This is a genomic window from Bacillus sp. FJAT-27001 (genome assembly GCF_019039175.1).
Taxonomy (GTDB): Bacteria; Bacillota; Bacilli; order Bacillales; family Bacillaceae; genus Bacillus; species Bacillus velezensis.
The window spans coordinates 310,188-332,229 of record NZ_JAHOAA010000002.1 but is presented as its reverse complement, the minus strand read 5'-3'; the positions used below and the strand labels follow the sequence as shown (position 1 = coordinate 332,229).

The following is a 22,042-nucleotide window of genomic DNA, read 5'->3' as shown; positions in this document are numbered from 1 at the left end:
TATTCCTCCTTATCACTACCCGAAATTCTCTTTTGCGACAGCAAAAAAGCTCTCTCCCTATGCAAACCATGCGTTCACACAGGGACGAGAGCTGTCTCGCGGTACCACCCTGATTACAGGCCGAAAAAGGCCTGTCACCTTTCATCCCGTAACGCAGGACTGCGGCAGCCTTTAACTGCACTCAGGATTAGCTTCGGCCGATCTTCTGCTGAAGCTCCTTTCAGCGTATCGGAGCTTCTCTCTTAAACAGGGCTTCGGCGTACTCATATCCGTCACTCGAGATTCGTATGTATTCTACTCGAAATTATAGACAAGCAGAACCCGAATGTCAATGTTCCGTCCTGATCCGCAAAAAGTGTATGGCCGTCACTTTTAAAACGGCTGCCGCCGGAACAGCGAGAATCATGCCGGGAATGCCCGCGAGCTCTCCTCCGGCAAGGAGCGCCAGCATGATCACGACGGGGTGCATTCTGAGACTGCGCCCGACAATAAGCGGGCTCAAAATGTTTCCTTCTATAAATTGCAGAATAAAAATCGTGACGATTACGATGATCACAGCTTTAGCAGAAATCGCCAGCGCAAGGAGCAGCGCCGGTACAGCGCCGATAAACGGACCGAAATACGGGATGACATTCGTAATCCCGATGGCAAGGCCCAAAATCAGCGGGTAAGGAAGCCCGAACAGCCAAAATGAAACGCCGGCTATTAGCCCGAGCAAAAAACAAACGAGAAGCTGACCGCGGATGTAATCACCGAGAGAGTCGTCCACATCCCGCAGAAATTCACTCCCCCTTTTTCTCCAGGACTTCGGCGTCAAATACCAGACTGTCTTTTTCATGACGTCTATATCCTTCACCATATAGAACACGAGAAAAGGAATCGTCGCCGCGATCAGGATATAATCAAGCACGAAACGGATGCTTCTGATCGTGCTTTCAATCGTGCCGGCAAGAAACGTTTCTGTCTGCTGAATCATTTTGTCCATTCGATGGTGCATGCCGTCAGGCCAATGATCCGTGTGATTATGCAGATGCTTCAGCATGCTGTTGTAGTTTTTGGCAAGACCGGGAATGCTCTCAGACAGATCCTGCAGCTGTTCAATTAAAACAGGAACCCCTTTATAAACCCCCCAGCCGATTCCGCCGAAAAACAGGCAATAAATCAGAAGCAGGCTTAAAGTTCTAGGCATCCCTTTTCTATGAAGCCATTCAGTAATCGGAAGTAAAAGATAAGCAATAAATACTGCGATGAATATAGGAATAAAGAGAGATTTTATAACAAGCCAAATGGGAGACCATAACATATCGAGCATGCAAAAGACATACACTGTTAACAAAACGAGCAGACATACAGCCGTCCACATTAAGAGCTGCAGCGGTTTTTGAAGCATGACGTTTCACCTCTTGCTTTATCTTTTGACAGAAAGCCGGAATTATTCCCGTTTCATAAACTCCGCCTTATGACGCAGACCTCTTGACGGAAAAAATTATCAGAAATTACGAAATAATCTAAATAATATTCATAAAAATCTGTATAACCATCGTAATGTGTTAAAGGATTTCAAAAACTGTCCAGTCAATATGACTCATGTTTTTTTAAGGAGGATGGCCATGATTTCATTTCAGGATGTAAATAAGCACTACGGACATTTCCACGTGCTGAAAAACATTAATCTGCACATTAAAAAAGGGGAAGTCGTCGTTATCATCGGACCTTCAGGATCGGGAAAAAGCACGCTTCTCCGCTGCATTAATCAGCTGGAAACAGTTGATGGAGGCGCCTTAACGGTAAACGGCGTCTCCATCCATGACAAGAAAACGGATATAAATAAGGTCCGCCGCAATATCGGCATGGTGTTCCAGCATTTTCATCTGTACCCGCACAAAACCGTTCTGCAAAACATCATGCTCGCACCGATCAAAGTGCTTAAGCAATCAAAAGAAGAAGCAAAAGAAACGGCCTTATACTATTTGAAAAAAGTCGGTATACCGGAAAAAGCGGACGCTTATCCTTCACAGCTTTCGGGCGGCCAGCAGCAGCGTGTCGCCATCGCCAGGGGGCTTGCGATGAAGCCCGAAATTATGCTGTTTGATGAACCCACATCCGCGCTTGACCCGGAAATGATCGGGGAAGTGCTGGATGTCATGAAAACACTCGCAAAGGAAGGCATGACCATGGCAGTCGTCACACATGAAATGGGATTCGCAAAAGAAGTGGCGGACCGCATCGTGTTTATCGACGGCGGAGCCATCTTAGAAGAAGCTGCACCGGCTGAATTTTACGAAAGCCCCCGTGAAGAGAGGGCGCGTTTATTCTTAAGCCGTATTTTAAATCACTGAAAAGAAACGGAGGAGTGCTTATGTCACGCGTAACAAAATGGCTGTCATTCGGATTGATATCACTGCTGGCCGTCTTTATGCTGGCCGCCTGCGGAGGGAAAGAAACGTCCGGAGATTCAAAAGGAACGGGAAAAGACACGTTAGCCTCTATTAAAGACAGAGACAAAATCATCTTCGGCGTCAAAACCGACACGAGGTTATTCGGGCTGAAAAACCCAAGCTCCGGTGATATTGAAGGCTTCGATATTGATATCTCAAAACAGCTCGCAAAAGATATTCTGGGGGATGAGAAGAAAGCGGAATTTAAAGAAGTGACATCAAAAACGAGAATTCCGATGCTGCAAAACGGCGATATCGATGCCATCACCGCCACGATGACGATAACGGATGAGCGGAAAAAAGAAGTTGATTTCTCAGATGTTTATTTTGAAGCCGGGCAATCCCTGCTCGTCAAAAAAGGAAGCAGCATCAAAAGCACCGAAGACCTGGGAAAAGGCTCAAAAGTATTGGCGGTAAAAGGCTCTACTTCCTCACAAAACATCAGAGAAAAAGCGCCTGACGCCTCAGTGCTGGAATTTGAAAATTACGCCGAAGCGTTCACTGCGCTTAAAGCGGGACAGGGAGATGCGCTCACAACCGATAATGCGATTTTATACGGCATGGCAGATGAAAATAAACAATATCAGCTGACAGGCGAAACCTTCACCGATGAACCTTACGGAATCGCCGTCAAAAAAGGCCAATCCGGACTCATCAAGGAAATCAACGCCTCTTTGAAAAAAATGAAAGCCGACGGCAGGTACGAAAAAATCTATAAAAAATGGATTAAAGAAGAACCGGCAAAATAGAAAGGACCGCGGGATGAGCAGGCATGCTCATCCCCGTTTTATAAGGAGTGACATAGATGAACTTTTCAATTTTAACGGAAAACTTCGATATGTATATGGACGGTTTCCTGCACACATTGCTTGCGAGCTTCATCGCGCTGGCAGGCAGCTTTGCGCTGGGCGTTCTGATCGCAGTCATGAGAATCACGGCTTTCAAACCCCTTCAATGGATCGGCACTGCGTATGTGGAATTTATCCGCAACATCCCGCTTCTCCTCATCACATTCGTTTTTTATTTCGGACTTCCGAACGCTGGGCTGAGATTGGACGGCTTTCAGGCGGGAACGATTGCGCTGACGATATACACGTCGGCCTTTATCGCAGAAGCCATCAGAGCCGGAATTCAGACTGTCTCCAAAGGGCAGATGGAAGCGGCCAGATCGTCAGGCTTCACCTACAGTCAGGCGATGAGATACGTCATTCTTCCTCAGGCCGTAAAGATCGTGATTCCCCCGCTCGGAAACCAATTTCTCAACCTTGTCAAAAACTCATCAATACTCGGAGTGGTGGCGGGACTCGATTTGATGTATCAGGCGGATCTCGTTTCCTCAAGCACTCTTGTCGTGTTTGATGTCTATATTTTCGTCGCGCTTTTTTATTTGATAGTAACGATCCCGCTCAGCATCGGGGTTCACTATTTGGAAAGACGTCTCGGAAAGAGTTATTAGAGAAGGAGAGTGAAAAACATGGATTTTAGCGGCGCCTATACACCTGACCATCTGCTGTTTTTATGGGACGGCTTTTTGGTCACACTTTATGTTGCGCTGATCTCCATTGTCCTGAGTTTTATTTTCGGGCTTGCCGCCGGCACTTTGCGCTATGCGAAAATTCCTATCGTCTCGGGCATTATAGCGGCCATTGTGGAAACCATCCGCAACCTGCCGCTGTTATTAATCATTTTCTTTACGTTTTTTGCCCTTCCGGAAATCGGGGTCAAGCTGGAAATTACCGCGGCCGCCATCACGGCGCTTACGATTTTTGAATCGGCCATGCTGTCAGAAATCATCAGAAGCGGTTTGCAATCCGTTGACAAAGGACAGCTTGAAGCGGCGCGTTCTTCAGGACTGACGTACACGCAGACTCTTTTTCTCATCGTCATGCCGCAGGCGCTCAGGCGTATGGTTCCTCCGATTGTGAGCCAGTTTATTTCTTTATTAAAGGATACGTCACTTGCGGTCGTCATCGCTCTGCCCGAACTGATTCATAACGCGCAGATTTTAAACGGACAAAGCGCTGACGGAGGGTACTTTTTCCCGATCTTTCTGCTGGCGGCCCTGATGTATTTCGCGGTCAATTACAGCCTGTCTCTCGCAGCCAGACGGCTGGAAGCGAGACAAACGTAAAAAGGATACTTCCGGAGAAGTATCCTTTTTTCTGCTTAAAACATTTTCATGACTCGTCTTCTCATCCGTTTCATACCTTTTTTATTCAGCATATCGGACTGAGAAGCCATACGATACATAACGGCTCCAGCTCCTAAAGCCAACAGAGAGGTCATTGTTCTGCCCATCGCGCGTATCTCCTTTCAACTTTAAAAATTGATACTGCGTTCGTCTTCAGAAAACAAATCATCAAGACTGCTTAACGTGCCGTCTTCCTCTACTTGATGTGTCGCAATTTTGCCTTTGGCTACCGTCAGCTCAATGAAGCAGCCCCAGCAATAGTATTGGTTTACGCCGATTTTGCCGATATCTTTACTTTTGCAGTTCGGACATACAAGCACAGACTACACCTCTTATCCGTTCAGGACGATGCCTTCTTTCCCCGCTTCAATAAGCGTATCGGCGGCGCGGCGCACTTGGCGTCTGCCAGCCAGATCTGAAAAGAAGCCGTCCGAGAGTTCATATGCTACGATTATGCCCCTGTCCAAACAAAAGTATACATCTTCCAGCAAACCGAACATTTCACCATCAGGCGATTTCACCGGCTGCATCTTAATCTGTTCAAAGGTGAAACAGCTCTTCGGCAAAGGCTGCAAATGAGCATGACCGGCAGCTACGGCTTCTTGATCCATCTCTTTTATATCACTTGCCTCTAAAAAAAGATGGCGGTTGTGAAACAGGCGTTTCTGCTCCAGCACGAAACCGAGAAACCGGCCGTCCAGAGAGAAACATACATCCGATATCATCCCGAGACTGCGCCCGGTGTTTTCGTCATATACTGTTCGTCCTTCAGCTGCATGGCATGTTCTCAAAGTGTGATCAACCACCTTTTGTTGAACACGTATAGGTTTTGCCAAGAAGCCGGGCAGCATACTTTGAAATGACTTCCACAGGCGAAAACCCGGCGCATGTTTATGCTCTGGGTTTTATTTACGCTTTTTCTTCCATAAAGTCAAACGGCGTGATGCCTTCCATTCCGATGTTCGCATCATATACACTGAACGGCAGCTCTTTTTGCAGGGCGGCCAGTTCTGCATCCATCTCTTCAGTCTGCTCTGTGAGCCTGTTTTTAAGTGACGTCTGTCTGACGGTGGCATCATTGTTTTTGACGCCCCATTCAAGCGCTTCTTCTTCTCCGCAAAGAATCAGAAATTTTTTCGCCCTTGTTATGGCGGTATAAAGCAGATTTCTCCTGAGCATTCGATAGTAGCCTTTGACGACAGGCAGGACGACAATCGGGAATTCGCTCCCCTGCGACTTATGAATGGAACAGCAGTACGCGTGGGTAAACTGGCTGAAATCCTTTTTCGTAAAGGTGATTTCATTGCCGTCAAACGAGACGACGACCATGTCTTCTTTTTCCGTATTTTCTTTGGCATAAAAAATGGATACGATTTCGCCGATATCGCCGTTAAACACATTGTTTTCCGGCTGGTTGACAAGCTGTAATATTTTATCGCCCGTCCTGTAGACGACATCACCGAATTTCAGCTCCCGCCTTTTTTCTTTCGGCGGATTCATGATGTCTTGAAGAAGCATATTCAGCTCGTTAATTCCCGCTTTTCCCCTGTACATCGGGGCAAGCACTTGAATATCCCTGGAGGTATACCCCTTTTTTAACGCGTTCGAGACGACCTGATCCACGACTTCTTTAATCTGTGAAGAATTACAGCGGATAAATGAGCGGTCCTTTGTCGGCGCGGTCAGCCCCTTTGGAAGCAGTCCTTTTTTCATATCATGCGCAAGTTCCACAATGGATGATCCTTCAGCCTGACGGTAAATATCTGTCAGGCGCACGGTTGGCAGCACCTCAGAAGCCAAAAGGTCTCTGAGCACCTGCCCCGGTCCTACTGAAGGAAGCTGGTCTTCATCACCGACGACAATGAGCTGAATGTGCTTAGGAAGCGCCTTAAACAAATGGCTGGCGAGCCAGATATCGAGCATACTCGCTTCGTCTATAATGATCAGTTTCCCTTCTATCGGCTGATCTTCATTGTAGGTAAAGCCTTCAGCGCCATTCCAGCCGAGCAGCCTGTGTATCGTAACAGCCGGCAGACCCGTAGATTCGCTCATCCGTTTTGCGGCTCTTCCCGTCGGCGCGGCAAGCAGCACCGGGAACGCCTCGTCTTTTTTATAATCACCGGGGTCAAGCGATACTCCGTGCAGTTCACTGTATAATTCCACGATTCCTTTAATAACGGTCGTTTTCCCCGTCCCGGGTCCTCCGGTCAGTAAAAGCATCGGTGAAGACAGCGCTTTTTGAATGGCATCCTTTTGGCTTGGTGCGTATTGAACATTCATCCGTTCTTCCAGTTCACCGAGTGCAAGCAGAAATTCCGATTCAGGAAATTGATCGGCATACTCCGTCTGAGCCGCAATGTCGAGCACGCGTTTTGCGACATTTTGTTCGGCGTAAAACAAGGACGGAAAATAGCAGCGTTCTCCTTCTATGACGATATCCTTACTCTCTCCGAGGGCGATGATGCCGTCAGCCGCATCCATTTCCGTGACGCGGCCGCCTTCAGCTGACTGATTCAGGAGCGTTTGCGTATTGATTATCAGCTGCTTTGTTTCTATGTACGTATGGCCCTCTGAAAGACAGGTCGATTCAATTGTATATAAGATAGCCGCTTTGATCCGCTCCGGGTGGTTTCCTGACAGACCCATTTTTCCGCCCAGCTCGTCAGCTTTCACAAAGCCGATGCCTTCAACGTCTTTTACAAGCTGATAAGGATTTTCCTGAATTTTCTCCAGTGTTTCCGTTTCGTAGGCCTGATATATTTTCATGGATAGCTGGGGCCCGAAACCGTATTGGTTCAGAGAGATCATAATCTGCTCAAGCCCCTGATGCCGCTGCAGCTCTCCGGCAAGCTTATCCGCTTTCTTTTTCGACATTTTCGGCACATCGTAAAGCACCGACGCATCCGTCAGAATTTTATTGAGCGCGCCGTCTCCGAGCTTTTTGACGATTTCTTCCGCCGTTTTTTTTCCGATTCCTTCAAACAGATCACTTGATAAATAGTGAATGATCCCTTCTTTTGTGGTCGGAATTTCTTTTTTAAAGTGCTCAGCCTGAAATTGCAGGCCGAACTTAGGATGCGTGGCGGTTTTTCCGTAAAATGTGTAGGTCTCATCTTCTTGCAGCAGAGGGAAGTAGCCCGTTACGGATACGACCTTGTCTTCGATCGCCTCAGACGTTTCTGCAACCTTGACTTTCAGCACTGTATACAGGTTGGTGTCATTGTGATAAATGACCGTATGAATGACGCCTTTTACATACGGCTGTTCTTCGATGTTCAGCTGATCCACGAGCCTTCCCTCCTTTTGTTATGACTGGGTGATAAGCTGTTTCGCATGAAGCGCAAGCATATGATCAGGCTGTATGCCGATTGCGCCTTCCAGCATCTCAAGCGCCTTTTCACGATTTTCTTTGTACGCGTAAGCGACCCCGGCATTATAAAATGCGTCCGCGTGGCTTGGGTCCTGCTCGATCACCGTCTCAAACTGCGCCAGAGCTTCATCCAGCATTTCTTCGTTTGCGAGGCACATTCCGAACTGGAAGCGTGCTTCCGTGTCATTTTCATTTAATTCAACGGCACGCTGCAAATATGGCAGTGCAAGCTTCGGCCGCTCTAATTTAACGAGAACGGTCCCCAGCATATAAAACAAATCTCCGTTTTCCATTCCGGAGCGAAGCGCTTTTTCAAACATATCCTTCGCTTCGGAAAACGATTCTTTCATCACATATACGTTTCCCGCACCGTAATAAGCGGCTGCCGCCGAATTGTCCAATTCGAGGGCTCTGTTATAGAATGCAAGCGCCCGTTCGAGTTCGTTCACAGAAGAAAGCAGATTTGCGAAGTTGATATACGGCACCGGATCTTGACCGTTTTCCTCAATCGCTTTCGTAAAAGCCTCCGCCGCTTTTTCAAAATCGCCCTCCTGCATGGCGTCAATCCCGATTTTATTATAATCCATTTTTAACTTCCTTTCGCTAAAAAACCCCAACATGCGAGTTGAGGTTTTTTACATGTATTATACGTACCACAGTTTTGTTCCGTCTTTATAAACGTCATCTATCGTTCCGCCGCCGAGGCACTCTTCTCCGTCATAAAAAACGACGGCTTGTCCCGGCGTAACGGCGCGTACCTGCCCGTCAAAAATGACTTCCGCTTCATCATCACCCGTCATTTTCACCGTTACTTTGTGATCTTCCTGACGGTAGCGGAATTTCGCCGTGCATGTCATTTCGCCGCCGTCCATCAGACCGGGACGCGTCCAGCTGACATTTGTCGCCGTGATCTTATCGGAATACAGAAGCGGATTATGGAATCCTTGATCAACATACAGAATGTTTTTTTCAAGATCTTTACCGACGGCGAACCACGGCTCGCCGCTTCCGCCGATTCCAAGACCGTGGCGCTGTCCGATAGTATAATACATCAGACCGTCATGACGCCCTTTTACTTCTCCGTCCATTGTCATCATATCGCCCGGCTGAGCGGGGAGATATTGGCTGAGAAACGTTTTGAAGTTGCGTTCGCCGATAAAGCAGATTCCCGTGCTGTCTTTTTTCGCAGCTGTCGCAAGTTCCGCTTCTTTGGCGATTTCCCGCACGCGGCTTTTTTGCAGATCACCGATCGGGAACATGACTTTGCTGAGCTGTTCCTGATTGAGCTGATTCAGAAAATAAGTCTGGTCCTTGTTTTCATCCAGACCGCGGAGCATGCGCACTGTACCTGCGCTTCTGTCCACGCGGGCGTAATGGCCCGTCGCAAGATAATCCGCGCCGAGTGACAGAGCATGATCCAAGAAAGCCTTAAACTTAATTTCTTTATTGCACATGACATCCGGATTGGGGGTTCTTCCGGCTTTATATTCATCAAGGAAATATTGAAATACCTTTTCCCAATATTGCTTCTCAAAATTGACGGCATAATACGGAATTCCGATCTGGTTGCAGACCCGGATGACGTCTTCATAATCTTCCGTCGCCGTGCAATAACCGTTTTCGTCCGTATCATCCCAGTTTTTCATAAAGATTCCGATTACATCGTAGCCCTGCTCCTTCAGCAGAAGGGCCGCCACGGAAGAGTCCACGCCGCCGGACATGCCGACTACGACTCTTGTATCCTCCGGCCGTTTTTCCATTTGCATTCACTCCATTAAAAACGTAAGTCCGCCGTTTTAAGCAAGCCGTTTAACGACGGCGGCAAGCTTTTCGGCGGCTGTTTCGATTTGTTCCGCCGTATTGCCGAGGCCGAAGCTGAGGCGGATTGACGAAGTCAGTCTGCCGCTCTCACTTCCGAACATGGCCGTAAGCACATGGGACGGAAGAACGGATCCTGCCGTACAAGCAGATCCGCTGGAGACGGCAATGCCTTCCATGTCAAGATTGACCAGCAGCGCTTCCACCGGCACACCGGGAAAGTAAAGGTTTAAAATATGAGGCAGGCATTTCTCGGCATCTCCGTTCACCTCCGCTGTGACGCCGGATTTTTCCAGCGTGCTCATGATGATGTTCTTAAACTCCTTATACTTCGCTGTTTTCTCTTCCCTCTCACGGTTTGAAAGGACGACCGCTTCTTTTAAGCCGGCGATGCCCGGTACATTTTCCGTCCCCGCGCGGCGCTTTCGTTCCTGCTCTCCCCCGAGAAGAATCGGTGACAGCTTCACCTCTTGATTTACATATAAAAAGCCTGTCCCTTTAGGCCCGTTAAGCTTGTGACCGGAAACAGACAGCATGTCAATTCTGCTTTTTTTCACGTCAATCGGCATATAACCGAATGCCTGGACGGCATCTGTGTGAAAATAGGCCTGATGCCCGCTTAACAGCTCTCCGATTTCGTCAATCGGCTGAATGGTACCGACTTCGTTATTGCCATACATGACGGTAACAAGGATTGTATCATCACGGAGCGCTTCTTTCACCTGATTTGCACTGATCCGTCCTGAAGGGCCGGGGATGAGGTATGTCACCTCAAAGCCGTCTTCTTCCAGCTTTTCGCAGGCGTGCAATACAGCATGATGCTCAATAGCGGTCGTAATGATATGCTTACCTTCATTCTTCCGGGCGGCAGCCGTTCCGAAAATCGCTAAATTATCAGCCTCCGTGCCGCCGCTTGTGAAAATAATTTCCTGTTCTTTCGCACTGATTTCGCGCGCGATGTCCGCTCTCGCTTCATCGACCCATTTCCGGGATTCTCTCCCGAATGAATGAATGCTTGACGGGTTGCCGAAACTGCCGAAGAAATGGGGCTTCATTTCTTCGAGCACACGCTCATCCATCGGGGAAGTCGCGGCATGATCTAAATAAATCCGTTCCATTGTCTGTACACCTCTGGTTTAAATATAGAACATATAAGCTTCCTGCTCGCCGTCCGTGTAGCTCGCAAGGTCTTCTAACGTCGTGCTGTCCAGCACGTCTTTTACAGCGTCGCGGATGCGGATCCATAACTCCCGCTTGGCAGGCTCTTCATCCTCAAGCACTTCTACCGGGCTGATCGGCCCTTCCAGCACTCTGATAATATCTCCGGCCGTTATCTCTTCAGGCTGGCCCCCGAGCACGTAACCCCCGTAAGCGCCTCTGATGCTTTTTACGAGTCCGGCGTTTCTCAGCGGTGATACAAGCTGTTCCAAGTAATGCTCAGAAAGGCTGTTTGTTTGGGCGATGCTTTTGAGCGACGTCGGACCGTCTCCGTGCTTTTTCGCCAATTCAATCATAATGGTGAGCCCGTATCTTCCCTTTGTCGATATTTTCAATATGAACACCCCAGTCAATTCTAATTGTTAATTTATACAAGTAAATGGATATGAATAATCTGTTTAGTATCTTATAGACCAACTGTTATTATAACATAACTTATCCTAATTTTCATTGAAACACGGGGCCCGCCGCAATTCGCTTTTCTAATCGTCCGTTTTCCGTTACCCTGTATATGTAAGGAGAGATGTTCATGAAACCATTGGCGTATCGGATGCGGCCTGCCAATATCGAAGACATTATCGGCCAGGAACATTTGGTCAAAGAAGATAAAATCATCGGCAGAATGGTGCGTGCAAAGCACTTATCATCCATGATCCTGTACGGACCGCCGGGCATCGGAAAAACGTCCATCGCCACAGCGATCGCAGGATCGACAAGCATCGCATTCAGGAAATTGAATGCCGTCATTCATAATAAAAAAGACATGGAGATTGTCGTACAGGAAGCGAAAATGTCAGGCCAGGTCATTTTAATCCTTGATGAAGTGCACAGGCTTGATAAGGGAAAGCAGGATTTTCTGCTGCCCTATTTAGAAAACGGCATGATTATTTTAATCGGCGCGACGACCGCCAATCCTTATCATGCCATTAATCCCGCCATCAGAAGCCGGACCCAGATATTTGAGCTTGAACCGTTAACACCCGATCTGATCAAGCAGGCATTGAAAAGAGCGCTCACAGATGAACACCGGGGACTCGGCTCCTACAGCGTTTCGGTGGACGACGACGCGATGGATCATTTCGCACAAGGGTGCGGAGGAGACGTCCGTTCCGCTTTGAACGCACTGGAGCTTGCCGTGCTCTCCACAAAGGAATCAAGCGACGGCACGATCCGGATTACACGGGAAACAGCGGAAGAATGTCTGCAGAAAAAAAGCTATACTCATGATAAAAACGGCGATGCGCATTATGACGTCTTATCCGCCTTCCAAAAATCGATCCGAGGCTCGGACGCAAACGCCGCCCTTCATTATCTGGCCCGTCTGATCGAAGCCGGCGACCTTGAAAGCATATCAAGAAGGCTTCTCGTGATCGCCTATGAAGATATCGGCCTCGCAAGCCCGCAGGCAGGCCCCCGGGTGCTGAGCGCGATTCAGACCGCAGAACGGATCGGCTTTCCGGAAGCGAGAATTCCGCTGGCCAATGCGGTAATCGAATTATGCCTCTCGCCAAAATCAAACTCCGCCATCTCAGCCGTTGATGAGGCGCTCAAAGACATCAGGACGGGTAAAATCGGCGATGTGCCGAAACATTTAAAAGACGCCCACTATAAAGGGGCCCAAGAGCTCGGACGCGGGATCGGCTATCAATATCCTCACGATTTCGAGAACGGATGGGTCGAACAGCAATATTTGCCTGATCCGTTAAAAAACAAGCAATACTATAAACCGAAACAAACGGGGAAATTTGAAGCCGCCATAAAGCAAGTGTATGAAAAACTGATGAAGCAGAAAAAATAACCGGACAAGGACACCCTATGTGTTCTTGTCTTTTTTGATACCAGCCAAAATCTTTCGTGTAAACGGCGGATTCAAATAAAAAAACAGCCTTTCCTGAAGAAGGCTGTTTTTCTTTTTATTTATCTTTAACCCGTTTAATGTCGATGTCCTTTAAGAGCTCCATGACAACATGTCCGCCCATAATCAGACCGGCCACTGACGGAACCCAGGCGTTGGAAGACGGCGGCATTTGCGCTTTGCGGATTTTCGCTTCATCATTCCCGACTTCTTTTCTGACGTCTTCACGGATGACGATCGGGCTTTCATCAGAAAAAATGACCTGTACGCCTTTTTTAACGCCCTCTTTACGAAGCCTTGTGCGGACAACTTTGGCAATCGGATCGGTATGGGTTTTTGAAATATCAGCAATCTGAAAGCGTGTCGGGTCTGTTTTATTCGCCGCTCCCATGCTTGAAATCAGCGGAACATTCCGTTTCAGACATTCTTTCATCAGATGAATTTTATAATGAATCGTATCCGACGCATCAATGACGTAATCGAGCGGATGCTCAAAGAACTGCTCATACGTCTCTTCCGTATAAAACATTTTTAAGGCGACGACATCGCAATCCGGATTAATATCCGCGATCCGCTCTTTCATCAAGTCTGTTTTCGGCTGTCCCACCGTCGACAAGAGCGCATGCAGCTGGCGGTTTACGTTTGTAATGTCAACATCATCTTTATCGACAAGCACGATCCGCCCCACTCCGGACCTCGCCAATGCTTCGGCTGCGAATGAACCGACTCCGCCGACGCCGAGAACGGCCACCGTGCTGTTTTTTAACGTGTCCAGCCCTTCTTTTCCAATCGCTAGCTCATTTCTGGAAAACTGATGTAACAAGAACCTCACTCCACATTCTGGTTTTATAAACTCGGCTTGTCAAAAAGCCGCTGGTTTTAGCGCACAAAAAATAAAGTCCCAATTGTGCCGTTGCAGCTTTCCTTCGTTTTGAACCCGCTCTCAGCAGGTGGGTGCCCTTTTTTAAATCTTGTAAGTCCTCTTAACGAATGAAAAGAGGCATGTACGCCATTTAAAAATGCGGGCTCCCAAATCAAAAAAATGTTCGGTCAAAACTAGGTGTACAACTAACACATCAGGACTTTATTTAACTTGTCAAAATCATATCACAGCAGATTTTGATTTTCAAGAAACAAACTGCTGATCTTTACTGTTTCACTTTTCTTTTGACAGAAAGGTGAAGTTCTTCAAGCTGGGCGTCGCTCACTTCGCCGGGCGCTTCCGTAAGAAGGCAGCTTGCGCTTGCCGTTTTCGGGAAAGCGATCGTATCTCTTAAGTTTGTGCGGCCTGCAAGAAGCATAACCAACCGGTCTAAGCCGAGCGCGATTCCGCCGTGCGGAGGGGCGCCGTATTCAAAGGCTTCAAGAAGGTATCCGAACTCCTCCTCCGCTTCTTCTTTTGTAAAGCCGAGAAGCCCGAACATTTTTTCCTGAACGTCTTTTTCAAAAATACGGATTGAGCCTCCGCCGAGTTCATAGCCGTTTAAGACAAGGTCGTAAGCCTGCGCTTTCATATCTTCAGGCGCCGTTTCAATCAGGTCAAGATCTTCACGGACAGGCATTGTAAACGGATGGTGAGCCGCATAGAAACGGCCTTCTTCCTCGTCATGCTCCAGTAACGGCCAGTCCACAACCCACAGGAAGTTGAAGAGGCTTTCGTCAATCAGGCCGCGTTCTTTGCCGAGCTTTAAGCGAAGCGCGCCGAGGGATTGGGCCACAACCTCAAACTTATCAGCGCCGAACAGGAGCAGATCGCCTTCAGAAGCATCAAGCGCTTCAGCCAGTTTTGCCTGCTTCTCTTCATCAAAGAATTTCGCAATCGGGCCTTTTACGCCGTCGGCTTCAACTTTCACCCAAGCGAGACCTTTCGCGCCGTAATTTCCGGCAAAAACGCCGAGCGCATCGATATCTTTTCTGGAATAGTCGCCGGCAGCGCCTTTGACATTGATCGCTTTTACAACGCCGCCGTTTGCCACGGCTGATGAGAACACCTTAAATTCAGTATCTTTCACTATGTCTGACACGTCCGTCAGCAGCATGCCGAAGCGGGTGTCAGGCTTGTCGGAACCGTAGCTGTTCATCGCTTCTTCATATGTCATTCGCGGAAGCGGAAGCGGTACTTCAACACCTTTTGTTTCAAGCATGACTTTCGCCATCATCTCTTCCGCCAGAGCCATGATGTCCTCTTGACTCATAAAGGACATTTCGATATCAATCTGCGTAAATTCCGGCTGGCGGTCGGCACGCAAGTCTTCATCGCGGAAGCAGCGGGCCACTTGATAATACCGTTCAAAGCCCGACACCATCAGAAGCTGTTTAAAAATCTGCGGCGATTGCGGAAGGGCGTAAAATTCTCCTTCATGCACCCGGCTCGGCACTAAGTAATCACGGGCGCCTTCGGGAGAGCTTTTTGTTAAAATCGGTGTTTCAATATCAAGAAATCCGTTTTCATCCAAGAAATGGCGGATGGATTTTGTGACTTGGTGGCGCATTTGCAATGTTTGAAACATCGCCGGGCGGCGCAAATCCAAATAGCGGTGTTTTAACCGGACGTCTTCAGAAACGTCAGCCGCCTGGTCACTGATCGGAAACGGAGGCGTTTTCGCCGTACTGAGCACCGTCACCGCTTCAGCTTTGATTTCAATTTTACCGGTTTTCAGGTTGGGATTCACCGTGCCTTCTTCACGGGCAGAAACCGTGCCTTCGATATCAAGCACATATTCGTTTCTGATTGCTTCCGCTGCGGCAAGGGCTTCCTTCGATACGTCAGGGTTGAACACGACTTGCACAATACCCGAGCGGTCGCGCAAATCAATGAAAATCAAGCCGCCGAGATCGCGCCGCTTCTGCACCCACCCTTTCAGTTTGACGGTTTCGCCAATCGCTTTTTCAGTTATCTCGCCACAATAATATGTTCTTCCAAACATAGCGTTCCTCTCCTTCACTGCTTTTGATCTGCCTTTAACACTTGTATCAGCTCGTCTAACACCACTTCACGCTGCTCTCCTGTTTCCGCATCTTTTACATTGATTTTATTTTGGGCAAGCTCATCTTCCCCTAAAATCGCAATAAAACGTGCGCCGAGACGGTCAGCTGTTTTAAATTGGCCCTTCATCTTTTTATTTTCATAATCGATTTCACTTGAGATGCCCGCTTCTCTCAGTTTGTACACGAGGGAAACGGAATAATCCTTCGCTTTTTCTCCGAGCGTCACGATGTAGCAGTCAATCCCCTGATTGACGGGAAGCTCTGTTTTCTCAGCGTCAATGGCTGCCAGCAGACGTTCGATGCTCATCGCAAATCCGATACCCGGCGCTTCAGGTCCGCCGATCTGTTCAACAAGCCCGTCATAGCGGCCCCCGCCGGCAAGGGTTGTAATCGCTCCGAATCCTTCGGCATTGCTCATAATTTCAAAAGCGGTATGGTTATAATAATCAAGCCCTCTGACAAGGTTCGGATCTATTTCGAACGGGATGCCGAGATCGTTTAAGTATTGTTTTACTTTCTCAAAATAAGCGGCTGATTCTTCATTTAAGTAATCAAGAATGGACGGAGCCGTTTTCATCAGTTCATGCTCTCTGTCTTTCTTGCAGTCAAGAATTCTGAGCGGGTTTGTGTGCAGGCGCGACTGGCAGTCTGAGCAAAACTCTGCGATGCGCGGTTCAAAATGTTTGACGAGCGCTTCCCGGTAGGATTTGCGGCTCTCCTGGTCACCAAGGCTGTTCAGCACAAGCTTGACATGTTTCAAACCGGCTTTACGGTAAATACTCATCGCAAGCGCAATGACTTCTGCATCCACGGCCGGATCTTTGGAGCCGATCGCTTCAATTCCGAATTGATAGAATTGGCGGAAACGCCCCGTCTGCGGACGTTCGTAACGGAACATCGGTCCGACATAATAAAGCTTCGTCGGCTGCACCGGGTTCGCAAATAATTTATTTTCATTGAACGCGCGGACTGCGGCGGCCGTTCCTTCCGGCCGAAGCGTCAGGCTTCTCCCTTTACGGTCTTCAAACGTGTACATTTCTTTCTGCACGATATCTGTAGACTCACCGACGCCTCTTGCGAACAATTCCGTATGTTCGAAGATCGGCGTGCGGATTTCTTTATATTGATAAGTGCGGCACGTCTCCCTCATAATTTGTTCGACGAACTGCCATCTGTCTGATTCACCCGGCAGTATGTCCTGTGTGCCTCTTGGAATGTGATATGCCATGTTACAGGCCTCCTTAATGTCTTTCTTCAAATAAAAAAACTCCCGCTCCTACTATACATGTATAGTAGGGACGAGAGTTATACCCGTGGTGCCACCCTAGTTGGAATGCCGAAGCATCCCCGCTCTGACCTTTAACGCAGGTTCACGTCCGCTGCCTAATGACTTGCAAAAGCGTTCAGCAGGGAACCTCCGGAGTGTTGTTTCGAGAAAGATGCAGTGCGGATCCGCTTTCAGCCCGGGACGGTTCCTCTCTTCTCCATGCATTCTGACCTACTCTTCTCCATTATCGGTTCAAAATCGTTATCATGACTTATGTACATCAATTTCTATTATAATAATGGGATTGCACTCCCCTGTCAAGTTTTATTCCGTCTGTTTTTCCTTGCGACCGCACCTTTCGATAAAAGACCGAACTCCGTCGCCGTCTCTTCAAGAAAACCCGCCTTTTCTCTATCGCTCTGATCACTGAAGTGCAGATTTCCTTCCGCATCGTGCAGCGCGCGTCCCATTTTTGGTTGATATTTCATGATTTGCACACCTTTTCGCTGTATTTATGACTAGTATAAACAAACCATTTTATTTTTATTTAACATTCAGCAAGGAAAATACGATATTATACAAGAATGTATTTTAGTTAGTTCAGAAAGGAGGACAGCCATGAAGAAGAGAACTCTTGCTCTTATTTTATGCGGCGTCATCATCACAGCGCTTCTTCCGTCATTCCACACCGCAATCGCCGCAGAGGGAGAAGCGGTCATCGCGACAGACAAGATCAATGTCAGAGGCGGTCCCGGCCTGAGCTATGGAATTAAGGCTGAAGTAAAAAAAGGGGAAAGATACCCGATCGCTAAAGAAGAGGGAGACTGGGTGCAGCTTCAGCTGAGCCCCGGTAAAACCGGATGGGTCGTTTCCTGGCTGATATCAAAAACAGCCGGAGGAGCAGACCATTCATCCGCAACAAGCGGAACGGTCACTTCCACCGATCCTGACCTCCGCATCAGAAAAGGCCCGGGGACATCATATGAAGTCATCGGCAAACTTCCGCAAGGCGCACATGCATCCGTGCTGGACAAGAACAGCGGATGGGTGAACATTTCTTATCAAGGCACAACCGGATGGGTTTCTTCCGAATACGTCACCGCGGACAGCGGCGGATCGGATACGAAAGCCACTTCCGCCCGAAGCGGGTCAAAAAACGGGACTGTCGGCGTTTCTTCATTGAATGTCAGAAGTGCAGCGTCACATGATTCAGCGATTATGACTAAATTATCACGCGGAACAAAGGTTTCCATCTTAAGTGAAGACCACGGCTGGCTGAAAATTGAAGCAAACGGGCAAAAAGGCTGGGCAGCAAGCCACTACATCATAAAGGATTCTGACTCATCGGACAGCGCATCCGGCTCGGGGGACGGTTCTGCGGGCTCAGGCTCCTCGAAAAAAGCGTATATTGTTTACGGCGGCACCAACTTAAGGAGCTCGGCCTCGACTTCCGCTTCTATCGTAAAAAGAGCAGATAAAGGCGCAGCCTACCCGATTGTCGGCTCAAGCGGCAAATGGTATGAAGTCCGGCTTGAAAACGGACAAACCGCATATGTGGCAAACTGGGTCGTACAAACGTCAAAAAGCGGTGAGGAAACAGGTGAAGCACCTTCTCCCGACACGTCAGGCGGCACCGGCTCACTTAAAAACAAAACGATCGTCGTTGATCCCGGACACGGAGGAAAAGACAGCGGAACGATCGGCTACTCCGGAAAGTTTGAGAAAAACGCAACCATTAAAACCGCTAAGCTGCTGGCCCAAAAATTGCGGGCGGCCGGTGCAAACGTGTATATCACCAGACAGGATGATACTTTTATCAGCCTGCAGGCTAGGGTTTCAACCTCTCATTACCGGAATGCGGATGCCTTTATCAGCATTCACTATGACAGCTATGCCGATACGTCAACACGGGGAAGCACGGCTTATTATTACAGTCCGTCTAAGGATCGCCAGCTTGCCTCAGACGTCCATTCTGAAGTAGTGAAGCGTTCCCCTATCCCGGATCGCGGCGTTCTGTTTGGCGATTATTATGTCCTGAGGGAAAATAAACAGCCTGCCATGCTGTATGAGCTCGGCTATCTCAGTCAACCGCAAGAAGAAACAATCATACATAGCGGCTCTTATCAGGAAAAAGTGACAGACGGAATTGAAAGCGGATTGGAACATTATTTTCAATCATAAAAAAAGCTGCCGAACGGCAGCTTTTTTATTGTTTAGAATCCATAATCAATGTAATCGGCCCGGAATTCGTCAGCTGAACATCCATCATGGCTCCGAATATTCCGGTTTCCACTTTGACTCCTTTTTCCCGAAGGAGTTCGTTCCACTTTTCATAAAGGAGCACAGCCTGATCCGGTTTAGCCGCATTCATAAAATTCGGGCGTCTCCCTTTCTTCGTTTCGCCGTAAAGCGTAAACTGGGAAACGGATAAAATCTCCCCGCCCGTATCCAAAAGCGATAAATTCATCTTGCCGCTTTCATCATCAAAAATCCGAAGATTCACGATTTTATCCGCCAAGTAAGCGGCATCTTCTTCTGTATCTTCATGAGTGATGCCGACAAGCGCCATAATGCCGGGTCCGATCCGGCCGGCAACAGCGCCGTCAACCGTCACACTCGCTTCTGTTACACGCTGAACAACTAATTTCATAGCAAGCGCTCCTTTTAGTTCATTACCCGGCGGACTGAATAGATGTCTCTGATCTGCTTAATCCGCTCGACCACTTTATGCAGATGATTGATGTTTTGAATAAAAATCGCCATATGAATCGTAGCGACTTTATTGCGGTCGGATTTGCCGGAGACAGAGGAGATGTTGGTTTTCGTTTCATTTACGGCTTGGAGCACCTCATTTAAAAGCCCGAGACGGTCATACCCCAAAATCTCAATCTCAACGTTATATTCTTTGCGTCTTTGAACCTGTGATTCATGCTCCCATTCAACGGGGATCAGACGTTCCTGCGCTTCATTCGTTTTGACGTTCGGACAGTCATCCCGGTGAACGGATACACCGCGCCCTTTTGTAATAAAACCGACAATATGGTCGCCCGGCACCGGGTTGCAGCATTTCGACAAGCGGACGAGAAGGTTGTCAATGCCTTTTACGCGCACACCCGCTTCCCGTTTTCTCCCTTGCGGATAATGTTTCGGCTCGGAAGTGACTTCCTGAACGATTTTTTCCTGCTCTTCCTGGTCACGCAGCTTCCGTTCTTTTTCGGTGAGCCTGTTGGCCACCTGAAGAGCGGTAATGCCGTTATACCCGACCGCCGCGTACATATCCTCTTCATTTGAGAAATTGAACTTGTCGGCAACTTTTTGAAGATTTTCGAGTGTTAAAACATCTTTCACTTCAAAATCAAGATTTTTAATTTCTTTCTCGACAAGCTCACGGCCTTTTTCGACGTTTTCTTCACGGCGCTGTTTCTTAAAGAATTGGCGGATTTTGTGTTTCGCCTGGGACGTCTGCGCCAGTTTGACCCAGTCTTGACTCGGACCGTATGAATGCTTGGACGTCAGAATCTCGACGATGTCGCCCGTCCGGAGCTTATGGTCAAGCGTCACCATTTTTCCGTTCACTTTCGCCCCGATTGTTTTGTTGCCGATCTCCGAGTGGATCCTGTAGGAAAAATCAATCGGCACAGAGCCTGACGGCAGTTCAATGACATCGCCTTTTGGCGTAAATACGTATACCATGTCAGAAAACAGATCGATTTTCAGCGATTCCATAAATTCTTCCGCATCGGTAGACTCGTTTTGGAATTCCAGAATTTCACGGAACCAGGACAGTTTTTTCTCAAATGTCGCTTCTTCGTTTGCAGCCTTGCCTTCTTTATATGCCCAGTGTGCGGCCACCCCGTATTCAGCGATCTCATGCATCTCAAATGTTCTGATCTGCACTTCCAGCGGATCGCCTTTAGGCCCGATTACGGTCGTATGCAGGGACTGATACATATTCGGCTTAGGCATTGCAATATAATCTTTGAATCTGCCCGGCATCGGCTTCCAGCACGTATGAATAATGCCGAGGACGGCGTAGCAGTCTTTAATGCTTCCGACAAGAATACGGACGGCGAGCAGATCATATATTTCATTGAACTGTTTATTTTGCAGCGCCATCTTGCGGTAAATGCTGTAGATGTGCTTCGGACGTCCTGAAAAGTCCGCTTTGATATTCACTTCTTCGACGCGTTTTTTCACTTCATTGACAACCTCTTCGACATAAAGTTCGCGTTCCGCGCGCTTTTTCTTCATGAGGTTGACGATTCTGTAATATTGCTGAGGATTCAAATAACGGAGAGCGGTGTCTTCCAGCTCCCATTTGATTTTAGAAATCCCGAGCCGATGGGCCAGCGGAGCGAAAATTTCCAGCGTCTCATTTGAAATTCTCCGCTGCTTTTCCTGCGGAAGATGCTTTAACGTCCGCATATTGTGAAGGCGATCCGCCAGCTTGATCAATATGACTCTGATATCCTGAGCCATAGCGACAAACATTTTTCGATGGTTTTCCGCCTGCTGCTCCTCTTGAGATTTATACTTAATTTTACCGAGCTTCGTCACGCCGTCGACAAGCATCGCCACTTCTTCAGAAAATGCTTCCTTCAGGTCGTCGAGGGTGACATCCGTGTCCTCTACCACGTCATGCAGAAATCCGCCCGCAATTGTGGAAGGGTCCATTTCCAGATCGACGAGGATCCCCGCCACCTGAATCGGATGAATGATGTACGGCTCACCTGATTTGCGGTACTGTTCGCGATGCGCGTTTTGCGCATACAGGTAAGCTTTCTCAACAAACGCAATCTGCTCCTCCGGCAGATAAGTGCGCGCTTTATCTATTACTTGCTCGGCAGTCAATACTTGTTCGTTCGCCATGGAATCACCTTTTTTAAATGTAAACTGT

21 protein-coding genes, 1 other RNA gene and 2 other annotated features are annotated in these 22,042 nt (G+C 48.2%); of the genes, 6 read left to right on the top strand and 16 right to left on the bottom strand.

Annotation, left to right across the window (positions count from 1 at the left end):
* Positions 1–77: 77 nt before the first annotated feature.
* Positions 78–285: a binding site (T-box leader), on the bottom strand.
* Between the two features lie 43 nt (positions 286–328).
* Positions 329–1,390, bottom strand: coding sequence for an AI-2E family transporter (locus BGM27_RS06350; RefSeq protein WP_007408210.1), 1,062 nt, complete (start codon positions 1,388–1,390; stop codon positions 329–331).
* A gap of 220 nt (positions 1,391–1,610) precedes the next feature.
* On the opposite strand from BGM27_RS06350, the gene BGM27_RS06345 reads away from it, so the two are divergent.
* From BGM27_RS06345 to BGM27_RS06330, 4 genes are read left to right on the top strand one after another with little or no spacing between them, the layout of a single operon-like run.
* On the top strand, positions 1,611–2,339 hold the full coding sequence (locus tag BGM27_RS06345) for an amino acid ABC transporter ATP-binding protein (RefSeq protein WP_007408209.1): 729 nt from the start codon (positions 1,611–1,613) through the stop codon (positions 2,337–2,339).
* Between the two features lie 20 nt (positions 2,340–2,359).
* Positions 2,360–3,187 carry a transporter substrate-binding domain-containing protein gene (locus BGM27_RS06340; protein WP_007408208.1) on the top strand — a complete coding sequence of 276 codons (828 nt, stop codon included), beginning with the start codon at positions 2,360–2,362 and terminating at the stop codon, positions 3,185–3,187.
* A 56-nt stretch (positions 3,188–3,243) separates the two neighbouring features.
* Complete coding sequence (locus BGM27_RS06335) at positions 3,244–3,894, top strand: amino acid ABC transporter permease (protein WP_007408207.1); 651 nt, start codon at positions 3,244–3,246, stop codon at positions 3,892–3,894.
* Between the two features lie 18 nt (positions 3,895–3,912).
* Positions 3,913–4,569 (top strand): amino acid ABC transporter permease, encoded by a 657-nt coding sequence (locus BGM27_RS06330; protein WP_007408206.1) that lies wholly within the window; start codon positions 3,913–3,915, stop codon positions 4,567–4,569.
* A gap of 35 nt (positions 4,570–4,604) precedes the next feature.
* Here the strand turns inward: BGM27_RS06330 and BGM27_RS06325 are convergent, their stop codons facing one another.
* The 8 genes from BGM27_RS06325 to cymR all read right to left on the bottom strand — a co-directional run bounded on the left by BGM27_RS06325 (position 4,605) and on the right by cymR (position 11,370).
* The gene (locus BGM27_RS06325) at positions 4,605–4,736 is read right to left on the bottom strand and encodes a YrzQ family protein (RefSeq protein WP_003152741.1); all 132 of its coding nucleotides are present in this window, start codon (positions 4,734–4,736) and stop codon (positions 4,605–4,607) included.
* 21 nt (positions 4,737–4,757) lie between these two features.
* Complete coding sequence (locus BGM27_RS06320) at positions 4,758–4,949, bottom strand: hypothetical protein (RefSeq protein WP_003152738.1); 192 nt, start codon at positions 4,947–4,949, stop codon at positions 4,758–4,760.
* Between the two features lie 12 nt (positions 4,950–4,961).
* On the bottom strand, positions 4,962–5,420 hold the full coding sequence (locus BGM27_RS06315) for a PRC-barrel domain-containing protein (RefSeq protein WP_007408205.1): 459 nt from the start codon (positions 5,418–5,420) through the stop codon (positions 4,962–4,964).
* Between the two features lie 118 nt (positions 5,421–5,538).
* Entirely contained in the window at positions 5,539–7,917 is a 2,379-nt protein-coding gene (gene recD2 / locus BGM27_RS06310; protein ID WP_007408204.1) for an SF1B family DNA helicase RecD2, read from the bottom strand.
* Positions 7,918–7,935: 18 nt separating this feature from the next.
* Entirely contained in the window at positions 7,936–8,556 is a 621-nt protein-coding gene (locus tag BGM27_RS06305; protein ID WP_088461189.1) for a tetratricopeptide repeat protein, read from the bottom strand.
* Between the two features lie 87 nt (positions 8,557–8,643).
* Complete coding sequence (gene mnmA, locus BGM27_RS06300) at positions 8,644–9,759, bottom strand: tRNA 2-thiouridine(34) synthase MnmA (protein WP_007408202.1); 1,116 nt, start codon at positions 9,757–9,759, stop codon at positions 8,644–8,646.
* 36 nt (positions 9,760–9,795) lie between these two features.
* A complete protein-coding gene (locus BGM27_RS06295; RefSeq protein WP_007408201.1) occupies positions 9,796–10,935 on the bottom strand; it encodes a cysteine desulfurase family protein in 1,140 nt (379 codons plus the stop codon).
* 18 nt (positions 10,936–10,953) lie between these two features.
* Positions 10,954–11,370 carry a cysteine metabolism transcriptional regulator CymR gene (gene cymR, locus BGM27_RS06290; RefSeq protein WP_003152730.1) on the bottom strand — a complete coding sequence of 139 codons (417 nt, stop codon included), beginning with the start codon at positions 11,368–11,370 and terminating at the stop codon, positions 10,954–10,956.
* A gap of 194 nt (positions 11,371–11,564) precedes the next feature.
* On the opposite strand from cymR, the gene BGM27_RS06285 reads away from it, so the two are divergent.
* On the top strand, positions 11,565–12,833 hold the full coding sequence (locus BGM27_RS06285; RefSeq protein WP_003152729.1) for a replication-associated recombination protein A: 1,269 nt from the start codon (positions 11,565–11,567) through the stop codon (positions 12,831–12,833).
* Positions 12,834–12,948: 115 nt separating this feature from the next.
* Here the strand turns inward: BGM27_RS06285 and BGM27_RS06280 are convergent, their stop codons facing one another.
* From BGM27_RS06280 to BGM27_RS06260, 5 genes are all read right to left on the bottom strand, one after another.
* Positions 12,949–13,713, bottom strand: coding sequence for a tRNA threonylcarbamoyladenosine dehydratase (locus tag BGM27_RS06280; protein ID WP_007408200.1), 765 nt, complete (start codon positions 13,711–13,713; stop codon positions 12,949–12,951).
* A gap of 71 nt (positions 13,714–13,784) precedes the next feature.
* Positions 13,785–13,976: non-coding RNA, 6S RNA (gene ssrS / locus BGM27_RS06275), on the bottom strand.
* Between the two features lie 62 nt (positions 13,977–14,038).
* Positions 14,039–15,817 carry an aspartate--tRNA ligase gene (aspS, locus tag BGM27_RS06270; protein ID WP_007408199.1) on the bottom strand — a complete coding sequence of 593 codons (1,779 nt, stop codon included), beginning with the start codon at positions 15,815–15,817 and terminating at the stop codon, positions 14,039–14,041.
* A gap of 14 nt (positions 15,818–15,831) precedes the next feature.
* Positions 15,832–17,106 (bottom strand): histidine--tRNA ligase, encoded by a 1,275-nt coding sequence (gene hisS, locus BGM27_RS06265; RefSeq protein WP_007408198.1) that lies wholly within the window; start codon positions 17,104–17,106, stop codon positions 15,832–15,834.
* Between the two features lie 63 nt (positions 17,107–17,169).
* Positions 17,170–17,402: a binding site (T-box leader), on the bottom strand.
* A 60-nt stretch (positions 17,403–17,462) separates the two neighbouring features.
* Complete coding sequence (locus BGM27_RS06260) at positions 17,463–17,633, bottom strand: YrzK family protein (protein ID WP_007408196.1); 171 nt, start codon at positions 17,631–17,633, stop codon at positions 17,463–17,465.
* Between the two features lie 130 nt (positions 17,634–17,763).
* Between BGM27_RS06260 and BGM27_RS06255 the strand changes: the two genes are divergently transcribed.
* A complete protein-coding gene (locus BGM27_RS06255) occupies positions 17,764–19,326 on the top strand; it encodes an N-acetylmuramoyl-L-alanine amidase family protein (RefSeq protein WP_020954252.1) in 1,563 nt (520 codons plus the stop codon).
* 25 nt (positions 19,327–19,351) lie between these two features.
* Here the strand turns inward: BGM27_RS06255 and dtd are convergent, their stop codons facing one another.
* Together dtd and relA are read right to left on the bottom strand one after the other, a co-directional pair.
* Entirely contained in the window at positions 19,352–19,795 is a 444-nt protein-coding gene (dtd, locus tag BGM27_RS06250) for a D-aminoacyl-tRNA deacylase (protein WP_007408194.1), read from the bottom strand.
* A 14-nt stretch (positions 19,796–19,809) separates the two neighbouring features.
* Positions 19,810–22,014 carry a GTP diphosphokinase gene (relA, locus tag BGM27_RS06245; protein WP_003152716.1) on the bottom strand — a complete coding sequence of 735 codons (2,205 nt, stop codon included), beginning with the start codon at positions 22,012–22,014 and terminating at the stop codon, positions 19,810–19,812.
* Positions 22,015–22,042 lie beyond the last annotated feature (28 nt).

Coding starts and splice junctions, on each gene's coding strand:
- BGM27_RS06350 (WP_007408210.1), bottom strand. CDS start 1,390: ATGCTTCAAAAACCGCTGCAGCTCTTAATGTGGACGGCTGTATGTCTG.
- BGM27_RS06345 (WP_007408209.1), top strand. CDS start 1,611: ATGATTTCATTTCAGGATGTAAATAAGCACTACGGACATTTCCACGTG.
- BGM27_RS06340 (WP_007408208.1), top strand. CDS start 2,360: ATGTCACGCGTAACAAAATGGCTGTCATTCGGATTGATATCACTGCTG.
- BGM27_RS06335 (WP_007408207.1), top strand. CDS start 3,244: ATGAACTTTTCAATTTTAACGGAAAACTTCGATATGTATATGGACGGT.
- BGM27_RS06330 (WP_007408206.1), top strand. CDS start 3,913: ATGGATTTTAGCGGCGCCTATACACCTGACCATCTGCTGTTTTTATGG.
- BGM27_RS06325 (WP_003152741.1), bottom strand. CDS start 4,736: ATGGGCAGAACAATGACCTCTCTGTTGGCTTTAGGAGCTGGAGCCGTT.
- BGM27_RS06305 (WP_088461189.1), bottom strand. CDS start 8,556: ATGCAGGAGGGCGATTTTGAAAAAGCGGCGGAGGCTTTTACGAAAGCG.
- mnmA (WP_007408202.1), bottom strand. CDS start 9,759: ATGGAAAAACGGCCGGAGGATACAAGAGTCGTAGTCGGCATGTCCGGC.
- BGM27_RS06295 (WP_007408201.1), bottom strand. CDS start 10,935: ATGGAACGGATTTATTTAGATCATGCCGCGACTTCCCCGATGGATGAG.
- BGM27_RS06285 (WP_003152729.1), top strand. CDS start 11,565: ATGAAACCATTGGCGTATCGGATGCGGCCTGCCAATATCGAAGACATT.
- aspS (WP_007408199.1), bottom strand. CDS start 15,817: ATGTTTGGAAGAACATATTATTGTGGCGAGATAACTGAAAAAGCGATT.
- hisS (WP_007408198.1), bottom strand. CDS start 17,106: ATGGCATATCACATTCCAAGAGGCACACAGGACATACTGCCGGGTGAA.
- BGM27_RS06260 (WP_007408196.1), bottom strand. CDS start 17,633: ATGAAATATCAACCAAAAATGGGACGCGCGCTGCACGATGCGGAAGGA.
- BGM27_RS06255 (WP_020954252.1), top strand. CDS start 17,764: ATGAAGAAGAGAACTCTTGCTCTTATTTTATGCGGCGTCATCATCACA.
- dtd (WP_007408194.1), bottom strand. CDS start 19,795: ATGAAATTAGTTGTTCAGCGTGTAACAGAAGCGAGTGTGACGGTTGAC.
- relA (WP_003152716.1), bottom strand. CDS start 22,014: ATGGCGAACGAACAAGTATTGACTGCCGAGCAAGTAATAGATAAAGCG.